Origin of the sequence: Sphingobacterium sp. DR205, assembly GCF_011064245.1 — a bacterium.
Classification (GTDB): Bacteria; Bacteroidota; Bacteroidia; order Sphingobacteriales; family Sphingobacteriaceae; genus Sphingobacterium; species Sphingobacterium athyrii.
In genome coordinates, this window is the sequence record NZ_CP049333.1 from 3,333,355 (window position 1) to 3,347,049 (window position 13,695).

A 13,695-nucleotide genomic window follows, 5' to 3' on the forward strand; every position below is an offset into this window, starting at 1 on the left:
TTTCAAAACGCTAGTCTATTGGGCTGTGTTCCTAAAGCAATACATTATTTAAGGAAGAGCTTATGTTTACATCTATTATTATTGGTATTGTTTTTATTCTGGTAGCCACTTATATTATTATAAATTATCGCCATAGAAAAAGCGACACACGCGACAAAGAGAATCGTTAAATATTAAATAATTGCATTATGAAAATCATTTTAAAAATCGTTGGCTTATGTATAGCCATAATGACCTGGACAATGGTCATTTACGCACAGGATACTAGTCAGACCCAAGCACAAACTGGGGATATAGACTTTGCTAGTAAAGCGACAGCAAGCAATAACTTTGAAATCCAGGCAGCAAATATTGCGCTGACAAAATCGCAGGATCAAAACATTAAGCAATATGCGCAAATGATCGTCGATGATCATACAGCCGCCGGAAACGAACTGGCAACATTGGTTAAAAACAAAAACTGGCAATTGAGCACGCCCGATAATCAAAACTACGAGCAATCAATCGAGCAGTTGAACAATGCGGACCCAGCCAATTTTGATCGTACTTATGTTGATCTGATGGCCAAAAGCCACCAGGATGCTATTACCCTTTTCAAGGATGCCAGCACCGGCACTGCCACTACAGACGCAGAACTGCGTAAATTTGCAACCGACAAAATTCCGGCTTTCCAGAAACATCTCGATCAGCTAAAGACTATGCAGCCAGCGGCAGATACTACAACAAAAGATACATTAAAAAATACGAGCCCGGGCGCTCCTAGTCCGACCAAATTAAAACCAGTCAGACCCAGTTTAAAATAGTTTTTATACTCCAACTTTCCAATGTTGAGGACAAAGCAATCGGCTTTGTCCTCTCCTTTTAAACAAAATAATTATGCAACAGACATTCGATTATATACATGAACTTTTAAATAGACAGATGGCCCTCCGGGCGAAAATTGAAGCCAGCCCAAGTGCCGGCGAAATCAGTTTTAACTATGGAGAGGATTATTATCAAGAAGAAGTCAGAAGTATGGGCCTTGCTATGATCCGTGAGGGCATGAATGATGAAGGGGAGCAACTGATCCTAGACTTTACCCTGGAGCATTATCCAGATAAAATTGATGATGAGCGCCTATGGATACAAAAAATGATGCGCTATCTAAATGCCATTACCGATACGTTGATCGATAATCTTCATGCGGAAGGTTACAAATGGTTACAGGGAAATGTCGATATGCCCAACGAACATGCGATATTCTATCCGATTTATGAACTCAATGCTGATAGTCTACAATCGCTCGAATTGGCACTCAATACAATTGTTGATCTGAGTAAGCCCGAGGAACTGGAAAATCTACAAGGTTGGCTTTATTATCGGTCTGAAAAAAAATGCTAATGGTAAGGGTGCATTGTTTCGCTAGGCCGAACTAACTTTCGTATCGTATTTAATCGCTTCAATCCTGACAGTCTCCAAAAACTTACTTCTGAAACGTTCGATCTGTTGTACATTTTGAATCCCAACCTGCACCGACAGAATATATGCTTCTGCTGTTATATCCTTGGTGAATATTTTCAATGGGATGCCCGGATCAATTTCATCAAAGGAAGGGATTATCTCATGGAGCCATTGCTTCCATTGCGCGACAGCCCTTTTCGTAATAAAGGTTAATTGTAGATTTAAGCGGATATCTGCTTCACCGAATGTCCAATTGACCAAACGCCCGGAGAGTAGATCGCCATTTGGAATAATGACCTGTGCCCCTTGGTCAGTAAGCAAAATACTGGATCGAATACCGATCTGCAATACTTGCCCTTTTTTATCGGCCAGCTCTACATAATCTCCGACTTTAAATGGCCGTTCAAAAACCAGAATAACCCCTGATACAAAATTATTGATAATGTTTTGCAGGCCCAAACCAATACCAACACTCAAAGCTCCTACGATTACCGTAAGTTTATCCATACTAAGCCCTAAAATCCGTATACCTATCAGAAAGCCGACAATGAAAATAAATACACGGACCAAGGGCAGAAGAGCTGTCCGACGCGGATTTTTGTTGGAGTTGGGGTCATCCAGCAAGTCTTTCAAATTCTTTTGTAGCCAGTTTGCGAGGGCAATTACTGCAATTGCGAGGAGAATGTCACCATAGGTGTAGGTTATACTTCCTATACTGTGACTACTATTTAGCAGGCTATCCAACAGGCGGCGCACCTCACTGGTGAGGTGCAGGCTATTTGTCCAAACAATCAGGACAAGAATAAAGGCGAAAAGCCCAACAATTCGGCCCAATGTCTGGACCATTTTCGTCTTATCGAAGCGCCGTATGAAACGTTCCTCGCTTGCCTTTTCATAAGAATTGACGATATCATGTGCTAACATATCCCGAAAAGCCCTTATAGATAAAGCCTGCAGGAGGCCAATACCTACTGCAATACTGCATATCCGTGCTAGATTTAGAAAACCAAAAAGGTTAAATAAAATGGCTAGTATGCCTACCAAAAGCAATATCCATCGCATAAAATAATGCAGGTGATCAAAAGGATTGTTTTCATCGGTATGTTTTCCCAAAGCCCAGACCAAACGTAGACCAGCCAAATTCACCAGCACAGCAATGCCCCTTGTCAGCAAATCCGTGCCCACGACCAGGTGAATCACTAACAAGGCAATATAATAAAGGAAAACTAAGCGCATAATACGAACTTTCTCGACCGAAAGTTCGACATGAAGCAGAATATATAAAAAGATAAATAGTAATAGGTAGCTTAATTCGAGTACCAGCACTGGGATGCGGAATGATGTTAAGGGCAACATAAGAAGAAAGAAAACCGCAAATTTTAATAAGGGAATCCACCAGGGTTGATTACGGTGAAGTGGTAGCTCCTCCCCGGCCCCTACGGCTCGCCGCCGCATCAGATATAAACAATACAAATAGGCTAGACTCACCAGTACCAGCAACAATCGACCGTCCCAGGCAGTATCGTAATAGTGTAGCGATAATCCATCCTGTTCGAGATTATTGCGTATCACGTTTTGTAAATGTGACCAAAACGTACCTGTTTGCGCTGCCCGGACGACCTGTTGCTGTTGTTTTGCTTTCGCGCCCATATCGGATAAGTCAACAAGCAACTGTTCGGCCTCCGTGGCTAAAGTAGCTACGCTATCTTGCACACCTTTCCATGCTGAAGCCATGGAGTCAGGCAGTATGACTCGCTTCTGTGCATTTTTGATTTTATTCCCTAGCTCCTTTACCGGTGGAATGGTTCGGGTGATATAGCGCTGTACCTGCAGTGGAATAGATTGGTTACGTTCTTGACGCTGCCAGGCAATAGTACGCTTGACGCTGTCCAGTTCGGAATAATAGCGATCCAGCTGTGCCCGCCATTGATGGGCATAATTTCTTAAGGTAATAAGGGGGCTCTCCGGTAGCGAGTCCCTTAAACTTGCTGAATCTAAAGGAGCCTTAGTTGAATCTAGCGGCTGCCCATACAGCAGCGCACAAAAGAGGCTCAGGTAAACGAAGCTACCCAGCCTCCAAATGCTGCATTTTGATAGAATTCTTCTTCCAACCACCATAACTTGTATTCAGACTCGCTATTGTGGTTTCGCCGGAGATGGCTGACGTTGTAGGCTATCCGTACTATCTGAAGCAAGCGTATCCCTGCCAGCTGGAGGAGTCTGCCCTTCGTCCGGTGTCATGGATGAATCATAAGAACCGTTTGCCTTATTTCCCTTATTGCTACTGTTGTCGCATCCCCACAATCCAAGAAGTAATACGACTAAAAGACTGATTTTTTTCATATACAAGTGTTTAAGTGTTCAAACTATTTGAATGTTGAACGTTATCAAAAATGGAAAAGTTCTCCTAACTTCCAATTTGAGTACTTGCTAACAATAACAGGTAGAACTACGTAAACTTATTCGCCGTCCTTTTCCCGGTCAAGATTGTCCAAAGGAACAGCCTGATCTTTGGTACCGCTACTGTCCTGAAGTGTATCTGCGGGGCGGCTACGGTGAATATTATCCAGCGGCACACCATGACTCGTCTCTGAGCTATCGGTCGCGATTACATTATCGTCAGCGGTTTTATTCGTTCTATCCTTACATGCAAGCAGCGTGAATGCTACACCCAGAACGCCTATCATTAATTTCGATTTTTTCATTTCTTGTCCGATTTATTTTGATAAATTTTTAATCGTTAACAGATCAGTTCTTTCCGGTTTGTGCATGGGGCGCATCTACGGGTTTGGATTCCGGTGATCCCTTTTGCCTTAAAAAAATTGTAAAAAATACAATAGAAAGTACAGATAAAAATTCACTCTGCCAGTTTTGAAACGTCTCAAACCAAAATTCAGGCATCAGCAGATAAGCTAATGCAGCATCAGGCGGCAAACCATCGAGTGATTGTTCCACATTATGCTGGCGCCAGCTTCCATAGAAATGTGCGGCCCAGCTGATCAGGAAAAGCAGCGCAAAGCAAATAAACAAAGAAGAACTGTATATACGCAGCAACCATCCTCCCTTTTGAACAGGATAAGGTGCATCCGGGCTCGGCTTTGGATCACGATCCACCTCCTCGGGTTCATCCAGTTTTTTTGATTCAGCGGATCCCCATTGGCGCAATCCCACGGTAAGCATGACATAGAGCGCCATCTGTAAAAATTCACTTTCAAAATTTTCAAAAGTGGCCGAAATAAAATGTCCGGTTCTGAGGTAGGAAACTAATGTCAAGGGTACTTGCTCCGCTTGTTGTAATTCCTCGTTGTGCACCTTCCAACCTGTGATAAATTGCATGCCGAGTGCAAAAATAAAAAGGGTTAAGAATACCAGGCTCAAACCATTCCGGTATAAAAAGGAATAAGATTCTTTTGTTTTCATAACTGTTATTTTATCATAAAATATTATGCTTTTGTTTTCAGGGTAAAGCTGATCCGGCCATTGGGTTCCATGAGTGCGATATCAACTTCATCGAGATGTATACTGTGGGTTTCCAGGCGCAAGCTCGTCAATAGATCTGTTCGACTGACTCCTAATCGATCCATCTGATCCCATTGAATCTGATCATTTTTATATAATACAGCGGGTTTTCCTTTGACGAGATTACCTAAATAAGGAAGGCGAGCTGATACTTGCACCAAGATCTTATTGACCATAATCATTACAGCTCCTACAAATACGGTCGACATAAAAGGTGAAGCCCCTACAATCCCCCGTGCCAATACCGCGCCCAACATGATTATAATAACAAAATCAACTCCTGATTTTCTGCCCAACATCCTGATTCCACCCAAACGAACTAAAAAAAGGGCAACCATGAACATGATGAATGCGCGGATTCCCATCTGAATCATCGAGAGATCCTCTCCCGAGCCGAATAAACTTTCCATGATTTTTAAGTTTAGTTTAATTTTCCGATAAACAAGAGGTAAACTGTTTGTGGTTAAATCCTTTGTGAACAAACAGCTCCTTTTGCTTTGAATAGAACGTCTCCAAGCGTTGAAGCGGTTTGCCTAAGAATGGAAATCAAGTACTTATACCTGAGCTAAATGTGGGGAATACGTTTTCACCTGCTGAATCCAAACTACTACGATTTTAAGGCTGTTTTATGTAAAAATAAAAACGATACTATGATCGATCTTGATAATCCCCCTGAAGAGTGCATTTCATTTTTTAAGGATACGTTACAGCTGCTACATACCAGCGGCAGCTCATTTATGGTTGGTGGTGCACTGGCTATGTTTCATTATACGGGGATTATTCGGCCCACTAAAGATCTCGATATTTTTTGTAAGAGCAGTGCGTATCCCGCGATCCTGAAACATTTCGCAGCCAATGGTTACCAGACTGAATTGACCGATGTCCGGTGGCTTGCCAAAATCCATAAAGCACCTTATTTTATTGATATTATATTCGACAGTGTCAATCATAATTGCACCATTGAACAGGATTGGTACGATCGTGCGCCCGAAGGCATATTATTTGACACGCCCGTACGTTATGTTCCGGCAGAAGAACTTGTCTGGTGCAAATTATATGTACAGAATAGGGAACGTCATGATAGCGCTGACATTAATCATTTGTGGCTCCGCTATGGAAAACAATTTGACTGGAATCATTTATTGATGCGCATGGACCAACATTGGCATCTTTTATTGGCGCAGCTGATTATATTCCAGTTTACTTATCCACATGATTATCGCGAGATCATTCCACGGGATCTGTTTGACGAGTTGATCAAACGCGCACAGGAACAGTATGAACTTCCCCCCTGTCTCGAAAAAGTGTGCTTGGGTCCGCTGATCGATCAAACGCAATATCAAATTGATATTAAAGAATGGGATTATAAATCATATACTATAAAAACTGTATAGCGATGGCAAGGAAAACAACAATTGCGGCAATAGGTGATATTCATATGAATCAGAGCCAACAGGGAAAATGGAAAACTATATTTGAGGAAATCTCTCCCAAAGCCAAAGTCCTGCTATTATGTGGCGATCTGACAGATACCGGAGATGAAGAAGAAGCGGAAATGCTCGTCACGGAATTAAAACACTTACAAATTCCGGTGATTGCGGTCCTTGGGAATCATGATTATGAAAAGGGCCGTCAAAAGCAGATTCGTCAGATTCTAACCGATAGCAAAGTTACCGTCCTGGATGGGGAGGCTATTGTCGTAGCAGATATCGGTTTTGCTGGCGTCAAGGGTTTTGGCGGGGGGTTTGACCGCTATATGCTCTCGATGTTTGGCGAAGATGCAATGAAAAGTTTTGTTCAGGAAGCAGTTAATGAATCCCTCCTATTGGATCGGGCTCTTGCCAGGCTAGAGCAGGAATATACAGACATAAAAAAAGTGGCCTTGCTCCATTACGCCCCCATCGCGGATACCGTAGTGGGCGAACCCAAAGAGATTTATCCTTTTTTGGGCTCAACACATCTGATGGAACCTATTCAGCGCCGAAATGTTACAGCCGCATTCCATGGGCATGCTCATGCGGGCAAATTTAAAGCACAATCGCCGGCAGGCATCCCCATTTACAATGTGGCCGTTCCCGTTTTGAAGGCGCATCATGGCGATGATACCAGTTTTGCCCTTATCGATATCTAGTGAGGTGCTCACTTTGGGTGATTATGTTGTCGTGACTTATTCCTTGGTGGGTAGCTCTTTTCGTTTCAAAATCTGTTTTAATTGCGCATGTAAAGTAATAATATTCCCCACAAGCAGACGCTCCTTTAACCCGGCCCGAAACCGCTTTTTCATAATGCGCTTTACCAATTGGTGACTTACTTCCCCGTTCTCCTGGACTTTGCCAAGCCAGCGAAGCGAAAAAAAAGACAGTATTGAAGCCAATAGAAAGAGAAAATTCCATTCATGCAGATAAATCAATTTTGCAACAGATTCCAAATTCGGACTCTTCCAGGAAATGCTGATCTGAAGTTCTCGTGTCGCGAAGTAGTCTACCATTAAACCACCTAATATAGGCCCAAGGGCAGTAAAAAATGAGGCTACCATATTCTTTACAGTGATATATATAATAGCATCGGTTTTTGGCGCGAGTTTCAGGCCAATGTTTGTAAGCGCCAAATTGATACCTCCCGTCGAAATCCCGGTCATGATATGGAGGATGACCAAAAGAATCAGATTGGGTAGTGCCCGGGAATAAATGCCAACAAATATCCATAAAAGAATACAGCAGATATAGATTGGTGCCGTAAGGTAAATTATACTTTTATTACTATACCGATCCGATAATTTGCCCCATAAAGGAAGACCGGCAACACTGGCTATCTGACTGACCACGGTCAACAAAATAACAACTTTCATCGACAGCCCCAAGGTTTGGAGCATAAAGACCGTGAAAAAGGGAATCGCTAAGTTGATCGCCAGTACCCAGGCGGCATTAAAGAAAAGTAGATTCTTAAAGTTTGTATTTTTTAGTGGCTCGAGTAATAATCGGCCTAAATTCCCGCCAGATATTTCTTGTTTGGGCTCGGTGGCCTGTACGAGGAAGAACGCGCCAATTGCGCCTATCAGACCGGCAGCAAAAAAATAAATGCCATACAGATTGGGTAATTCATCCCCCTTGTATTTGGTATAATAATCAACCAATGCTGCCACAGCCAGACTTACAGCAATATTTGTTAGCTGCATGAGCCGTGTGCGTTTGGAAAAATAAGTTCCCAACTGTTGTTCGGGAACAAGATCCTTAATCCAGGCATTCCATCCGGCCCCACCAATTGCACTCAGGAAATAATGAATAAACATAAAAACCAGCAGAATATTAAAAGATAGCTGTGTATTTCTCCATAACACGATTCCGATAATCAACAGCGGCATCTTTGCCAGAAATACCGCTAAGACCGTAATTAACTTTCTGTTGGGGTAACGCTGTATCAATAGAATGGTGAGCAGTTGTGCCAAGTTACAGAGCGTAGGGAACGAGGCAAGTAAGCCAATCTGGAAGTTGCTTGCACCAAGCAGCAGTGCCGCGCCGACTAAAATCGCGCCACTGCTCAAACAGACAACCACTTCAGAACACAAGCCATCAATAATGACCATACGCAGACTTCTATTAATTTCTGCTGGTTCCAGATGCAACTTGGGCTTGATGTCCATAGGGTTTTCTGATGTAACGCCTGCCCGCATAGTTTGGTTGCTCAAAAGTTAAAATATAGTTTTTATACGCAAGATAAAGTATTTCATTCCTTTAAAAGGGTATTAGTCCATTCAACCAACTGCCTCCGTCAGCAGTTCATTAATCAAAAGATAAGTTGATTACGCTTATAGCAGGGACGAACCTGACCTCGATAGTATGGTTGATCTTTTATTTTTTATTAAACAAGAAAATTATGGCACACAAACCACGCGTCCTCACTTGGCACATCCATGGCTCCTATTTATACTATTTATCTCAGGGGGATTACATTCTTTATGTCCCCTATACGCCAGAACACGGCCCCAGATATGTCGGCAGAGGTAGCACCTTCCCTTTTGGAGAAAATGTGATCGAGATTCCAGCAAGCGAAGTACGGAATCTTGAATTCGACCTTATACTCTTTCAATGTGATGAAAATTATCTTCAGGATCAATATGATATCCTATCGTCCGAGCAGCGTCAACTCCCCGGTATTTACATTGAGCATGACCCACCCTGGCAGCAGCCCTGTGACGAGGTGCATCCCGTGACCAATCCCGCAGTAACATTGGTACATGTGACGCATTTCAATAAATTGATGTGGAAAACGGATCTTCCGGACGTACGGGTCATCACGCATGGTGTCGATGTGCATGGCGTTAAATATACAGGGCTTCTCGACAGAGGGATTGTGGTTGTGAACAACCTTCCATCCCGCGGTCGCATGCTGGGCAGTGACTTATTTGAGCGCGTTCAAAAACAGGTGCCGTTGGATCTGATCGGCATGGGAAATGAACCTTGGGGCATTGGGGAGGTACTGCATCCCGAACTTCCTGAGTTCATTAAGGACTACCGTTTCTTTTTCAATCCAATCCGATACACAAGTCTTGGACTGGCAATCTGCGAAGCAATGATGGTAGGCTTGCCCATCGTTGGTCTGGCGACAACTGAACTGTCAACAATTATCGAAAATGGCAAAACGGGATATATAGGTTTGGACATTGACGCCTTGGTTGAAAAAATGAAAATGCTGCTTGACAGTCCAACGCATGCGCAGCACTTAGGTGAACAGGCCAGGCAGAAGGCCGCTGAACTTTTTGATATCCAGCGTTTCGCACAACAATGGACTTATCTCATTCATCAAAAAATTAATTAACTCAAAATATCATGCAAAAGAAAATAGCTTTTATCAGTGATCATGCCTCTCCACTGGCCACTTTAGGTGGTAAAGATAGTGGTGGGCAAAATGTTTATGTTGCGGAGGTTGCCGTTCAACTTGCTTTGCAGGGCTATCAGGTCGATATCTATACACGAAAGGAAAGCGAGGAGCAGGAGCAGATTGTGTATTGGAAACCGCTAATTCGTGTGATACATGTGGAAGCTGGTCCAGTCCGTATACTTCCGAAAGAGGAACTCTATGGGTACATGGACGAATTCAGTTCTGCAATGGTCAACTTTATCCAATGTAACGAGCTCAGCTATCACTTGGTCCATGCCCATTTTTGGCTTTCGGGGATGGTAGCAATGACGTTAAAAAAACAACTTAAAATACCTTTTGTTATAACTTTTCATGCCCTAGGTGCTGTCCGTCGATTACATCAGGGTTGTTCAGATAAGTTTCCTAAAGTACGGGAACAAATCGAAAAAGATATCATTTGGCAGGCTGAGCGTATTATTGCTGAATGCCCAAATGATCTAAAGGATCTAATTCAACATTATCAGGCCCCACAGGACAAAATAGAAATTATCCCATGTGGTTATAACCCCAAGGACTTCCACCCCTTAGACCGAACAGAAGCAAAAGAAAAGTTGGGGCTCGATCCAGCATTTACCTATATTTTACAGCTTGGGCGTATGGTGAAACGCAAGGGCATCGACAATGTTATAGAAGCCTTTTCCCATGCACAGCACTTACTCCCCGAATTAAGGTTGCTGGTTGTTGGCGGGAACCTTCAGGCCGAGGATGATCACGCAGAATTTGTGCGTCTTGAACACCTTTGTAACGCGCTGAATGTAAGCGACAAGGTGATTTTCACTGGTCAGAAAACACGTGATACGCTCAAATATTATTATGCCGCAAGTGAATTGTTTATTACCACGCCCTGGTACGAACCTTTTGGTATCACTCCTTTAGAGTCCATGGCTTGCGGTACGCCCGTGATCGGTGCAGACGTCGGGGGCATTTCATTCACCGTACGCAATGGCGAAACCGGAATCCTGGTACCGCCCCAGCAACCGCAACAGCTTTCCGCTGCGATAGTGGATTTAATTACTGACGAGCGAAAACGTATCAGATTTGCAGTCAATGCACTGAAACATGTGCGAAGCTTTACCTGGAACAAAATCAGTGAAAGTATTGCCCAAGTGTATGAGCAATGTATACCCATGCAGCGAGAAAAAGAAGCGATTGAGCAGATTAAGGATACTTTTATGGGCTCCTCCCGAACCTTTGAACTGGCTGCCGAAGTTTTGGCTGGAGGGATTGCCAGACTGGCTTACAAAATGGTGGATGTCTTACGTCATGGCAAAAAGATCATGATCTGTGGTAACGGCGGAAGCGCCGCTGAAAGCCAACATTTCGCGGCGGAATTGATCGGTCGTTTTGAAATTCCCCATCGGCCCGGGTATGCGGTTATTTCCTTGAATACGGACTCTTCGGTCCTGACCGCATGGGCAAATGATTTCGGTTACGACAGTATCTTTTCACGGCAAGTTCAAGCATTGGGACAGTCGGGCGACATGCTCATCTGTCTGAGCACCAGCGGAAAATCGGCAAATATTATCAATGCGCTTAAAGAGGCCAATAAGATGGACATTACCTGTGTCAACCTTCTCGGAAAAGATGGTGGGCAGGCCACAGCCTATGGCGAATACAATCTGATTGTCCCCTCCGAGAATACCGCACGCATTCAGGAGGTACAGCTCCATATCATCCATCAGCTGTGTGCCCTTGTCGAGCAACAGATGAACATGGGTTCCATTTCCAAGCAACATCATATCGTTCACAAAAAACTGATCGCATAAACAATGGATAAAGCAATATTTCTGGATAAAGACGGAACGCTCATCAAGGATGTGCCTTATAACGTTGATCCTGCACGTATCAAATGTTACCCTGATATTTTTCCTGCGCTCCGGCTACTGCAAAAAAGAGGTTATAAATTAGTCGTCATCAGCAACCAATCTGGCATTGCCAAACGGTATTTTACCGCAGCAGACCTGGAAATCGCGTTTTCAGAACTACGGGATCAGCTGAAAACCGAACATATCATCTTGGACGGGATTTATTACTGTCCGCATTCGGATATACCGGCAGAGGCGCAATGCAACTGCCGTAAACCACTGCCCGGTTTACTTTATAAAGCAGCGAGCGAACTCCATATTGACCTTAAAAAATCCTGGATGATCGGTGATATTCTCAATGATGTAGCCGCAGGACGAGCAGCTGGCTGCCAAACCATTCTGGTGGATAGAAGCAAAAGAGAACGTTTAGACGACCAGATTAGCAATCCCAAATTTACACCCGATTTTGTTCTTGACGATTTCCTTGAGCTCAATCAGCTTATCGCATTAAAAAACAGACATTATGAAGGATACGAGATTAAATGAATTGATAAAAAATGGATTTAACAAACCAAAGGTTTTGGTTCTTGGGGATTGTATGCTGGATATCTATCTGGACGGTGAATGCAAAAGGCTTGCACCAGACGTAGGCGTTCCGGTACTTGATGTAAAGACCGCAGTGCATTGCCTAGGTGGAGCCGGAAATGTCATTGTTAATCTGCACAACATGGGGGCGATGGTATCTGTCGTTACCGTACTTGGAGACGATGCTAATGCAGTGCTTATTGCCGATGAGTTGCAGCAAAAAGGAATAGAAACCACTGGAATTTTGTATAGTAAAAATTGCCAGACACTTACCAAGACAAGACTGCGCAGGGAGCAGCAATGTTTGCTACGTTATGATATCGGTCAAAAATACAGTTTTGACGATGATATGCTGCAACTTTACCTTCTGGCGATTAAAGATGCCCTTCAGTCAGTTGATATTATTTTCGTTGCAGATTATGATAAGGGGAGCATTCCTGACAAATTAATTCAGATGCTTTATCAGGAGCAACAACTGCATCCTAAAATAATTGTGGTGGATAGCAAAGATTACCGAAAATACAGTTGCCTTCGTCCGGATCTGATCAAACCTAACTATGAAGAGGCACGCCAGATATTAGGCCAGCACGAGGATGAAGATCGCGTACATCAGGGGATGCAATGGTCGCAGCAGTTAGCTGAACTCGCTAATGCACATTGGGTAGCCCTTACGTTAGACAAAGATGGTGTTGTGCTCTTTAAAAGGAACGATCCCCCTATCCACTATACTGTGCCTGAGTTAAAAGAAGGTAATTTTTCGGGTGCGGGCGATACATTTCTGACTGCGCTCTGTCTCGCCTATTTTAATGGGCTTGATCAGGACAGCGCTATTGACCTGAGTATCAAAGCAGCACATATTGGAATAGCGAAAAGTGGAACTGCATCTTGTAGCTGCCAGGAGCTGGCTCATAAGATCAGCGAATCAGACAATAAAGTTGTTGCTGATTTGAACGAATTAGAAGCACTATGCGATAGGCTTCGGAAAGGACATCGCTTGGTTTTTACGAATGGCTGTTTTGATATTTTCCACGCTGGGCATGCCCATTATTTGGGCAAGGCAAAAACAATGGGGGACATTCTTATTGTAGGGATCAATACGGATAATAGTATTAGCCGATTGAAAGGAGCTTCGCGCCCGGTGAACAGGCTGGAGGATCGCATTGAGGTACTTTGCGCACTGGGAGCCGTGGATTATGTGGTCCCTTTTGGGGATGCAGGGTCGGATAATCCAATCCCACTGTTAGAAAAAGTAAGACCACATGTGTTTGTAAAGGGCGAAGCTTACCGAGATGAAGACATACCCGAAAAGGGATTGCTAGACACTTTGGGTACCAAGCTGGTGTATGTTGAACATGTTCACCAACAGTCAACAACCAAAATCATCCAGCGCGTACAGGAAAATAAGCAAGTATTAAAGAAAATAAGTTAA

At 43.4% G+C, this 13,695-nt stretch carries 14 protein-coding genes; 8 read left to right on the forward strand and 6 right to left on the reverse strand.

Annotated features, from left to right (window positions below; genetic code table 11):
* Nucleotides 1-188 precede the first annotated feature (188 nt).
* A complete protein-coding gene (locus tag G6053_RS14255; RefSeq protein ID WP_165306859.1) occupies nucleotides 189-803 on the forward strand; it encodes a DUF4142 domain-containing protein in 615 nt (204 codons plus the stop codon).
* A 73-nt stretch (nucleotides 804-876) separates the two neighbouring features.
* Nucleotides 877-1,380 carry a hypothetical protein gene (locus G6053_RS14260; RefSeq protein WP_108634215.1) on the forward strand — a complete coding sequence of 168 codons (504 nt, stop codon included), beginning with the start codon at nucleotides 877-879 and terminating at the stop codon, nucleotides 1,378-1,380.
* A 21-nt stretch (nucleotides 1,381-1,401) separates the two neighbouring features.
* Here G6053_RS14260 and G6053_RS14265 read toward each other — a convergent pair whose 3' ends face one another.
* From G6053_RS14265 to G6053_RS14285, 5 genes are all read right to left on the reverse strand, one after another.
* A complete protein-coding gene (locus tag G6053_RS14265; RefSeq protein ID WP_165306860.1) occupies nucleotides 1,402-3,558 on the reverse strand; it encodes a mechanosensitive ion channel domain-containing protein in 2,157 nt (718 codons plus the stop codon).
* A gap of 18 nt (nucleotides 3,559-3,576) precedes the next feature.
* Entirely contained in the window at nucleotides 3,577-3,783 is a 207-nt protein-coding gene (locus G6053_RS14270) for a hypothetical protein (protein WP_108634213.1), read from the reverse strand.
* Nucleotides 3,784-3,899: 116 nt separating this feature from the next.
* The gene (locus G6053_RS14275) at nucleotides 3,900-4,145 is read right to left on the reverse strand and encodes a hypothetical protein (protein WP_108634212.1); all 246 of its coding nucleotides are present in this window, start codon (nucleotides 4,143-4,145) and stop codon (nucleotides 3,900-3,902) included.
* A 43-nt stretch (nucleotides 4,146-4,188) separates the two neighbouring features.
* Nucleotides 4,189-4,860, reverse strand: a complete 672-nt coding sequence (locus tag G6053_RS14280) for a DUF6766 family protein (RefSeq protein ID WP_108634211.1) — start codon at nucleotides 4,858-4,860, stop codon at nucleotides 4,189-4,191.
* 23 nt (nucleotides 4,861-4,883) lie between these two features.
* Complete coding sequence (locus tag G6053_RS14285; RefSeq protein WP_165306861.1) at nucleotides 4,884-5,369, reverse strand: YetF domain-containing protein; 486 nt, start codon at nucleotides 5,367-5,369, stop codon at nucleotides 4,884-4,886.
* Nucleotides 5,370-5,528: 159 nt separating this feature from the next.
* Here G6053_RS14285 and G6053_RS14290 point away from each other — a divergent pair, with 159 nt between their 5' ends.
* Both G6053_RS14290 and G6053_RS14295 read left to right on the forward strand, forming a co-directional pair.
* A complete protein-coding gene (locus G6053_RS14290) occupies nucleotides 5,529-6,353 on the forward strand; it encodes a hypothetical protein (RefSeq protein WP_241255000.1) in 825 nt (274 codons plus the stop codon).
* Between the two features lie 2 nt (nucleotides 6,354-6,355).
* On the forward strand, nucleotides 6,356-7,090 hold the full coding sequence (locus tag G6053_RS14295; protein WP_108634209.1) for a metallophosphoesterase: 735 nt from the start codon (nucleotides 6,356-6,358) through the stop codon (nucleotides 7,088-7,090).
* Nucleotides 7,091-7,126: 36 nt separating this feature from the next.
* Here G6053_RS14295 and G6053_RS14300 read toward each other — a convergent pair whose 3' ends face one another.
* Nucleotides 7,127-8,644, reverse strand: coding sequence for an MFS transporter (locus G6053_RS14300; RefSeq protein WP_241255001.1), 1,518 nt, complete (start codon nucleotides 8,642-8,644; stop codon nucleotides 7,127-7,129).
* 188 nt (nucleotides 8,645-8,832) lie between these two features.
* On the opposite strand from G6053_RS14300, the gene G6053_RS14305 reads away from it, so the two are divergent.
* The 4 genes from G6053_RS14305 to G6053_RS14320 are packed head-to-tail and all read left to right on the forward strand — an operon-like array spanning nucleotide 8,833 to nucleotide 13,695.
* Entirely contained in the window at nucleotides 8,833-9,774 is a 942-nt protein-coding gene (locus tag G6053_RS14305; protein WP_108634208.1) for a glycosyltransferase, read from the forward strand.
* A gap of 11 nt (nucleotides 9,775-9,785) precedes the next feature.
* Nucleotides 9,786-11,642 (forward strand): glycosyltransferase, encoded by a 1,857-nt coding sequence (locus G6053_RS14310; RefSeq protein ID WP_165306862.1) that lies wholly within the window; start codon nucleotides 9,786-9,788, stop codon nucleotides 11,640-11,642.
* A 3-nt stretch (nucleotides 11,643-11,645) separates the two neighbouring features.
* Complete coding sequence (locus tag G6053_RS14315; RefSeq protein WP_108634206.1) at nucleotides 11,646-12,227, forward strand: HAD family hydrolase; 582 nt, start codon at nucleotides 11,646-11,648, stop codon at nucleotides 12,225-12,227.
* Entirely contained in the window at nucleotides 12,205-13,695 is a 1,491-nt protein-coding gene (locus tag G6053_RS14320; RefSeq protein ID WP_108634205.1) for a PfkB family carbohydrate kinase, read from the forward strand. The genes G6053_RS14315 and G6053_RS14320 overlap by 23 nt, the downstream gene beginning before the upstream one ends.

Coding starts and splice junctions, on each gene's coding strand:
- G6053_RS14255 (WP_165306859.1), top strand. CDS start 189: ATGAAAATCATTTTAAAAATCGTTGGCTTATGTATAGCCATAATGACC.
- G6053_RS14285 (WP_165306861.1), bottom strand. CDS start 5,369: ATGGAAAGTTTATTCGGCTCGGGAGAGGATCTCTCGATGATTCAGATG.
- G6053_RS14320 (WP_108634205.1), top strand. CDS start 12,205: ATGAAGGATACGAGATTAAATGAATTGATAAAAAATGGATTTAACAAA.
- G6053_RS14270 (WP_108634213.1), bottom strand. CDS start 3,783: ATGAAAAAAATCAGTCTTTTAGTCGTATTACTTCTTGGATTGTGGGGA.
- G6053_RS14295 (WP_108634209.1), top strand. CDS start 6,356: ATGGCAAGGAAAACAACAATTGCGGCAATAGGTGATATTCATATGAAT.
- G6053_RS14305 (WP_108634208.1), top strand. CDS start 8,833: ATGGCACACAAACCACGCGTCCTCACTTGGCACATCCATGGCTCCTAT.
- G6053_RS14290 (WP_241255000.1), top strand. CDS start 5,529: ATGTGGGGAATACGTTTTCACCTGCTGAATCCAAACTACTACGATTTT.
- G6053_RS14265 (WP_165306860.1), bottom strand. CDS start 3,558: ATGGTGGTTGGAAGAAGAATTCTATCAAAATGCAGCATTTGGAGGCTG.
- G6053_RS14310 (WP_165306862.1), top strand. CDS start 9,786: ATGCAAAAGAAAATAGCTTTTATCAGTGATCATGCCTCTCCACTGGCC.
- G6053_RS14315 (WP_108634206.1), top strand. CDS start 11,646: ATGGATAAAGCAATATTTCTGGATAAAGACGGAACGCTCATCAAGGAT.
- G6053_RS14260 (WP_108634215.1), top strand. CDS start 877: ATGCAACAGACATTCGATTATATACATGAACTTTTAAATAGACAGATG.
- G6053_RS14275 (WP_108634212.1), bottom strand. CDS start 4,145: ATGAAAAAATCGAAATTAATGATAGGCGTTCTGGGTGTAGCATTCACG.
- G6053_RS14280 (WP_108634211.1), bottom strand. CDS start 4,860: ATGAAAACAAAAGAATCTTATTCCTTTTTATACCGGAATGGTTTGAGC.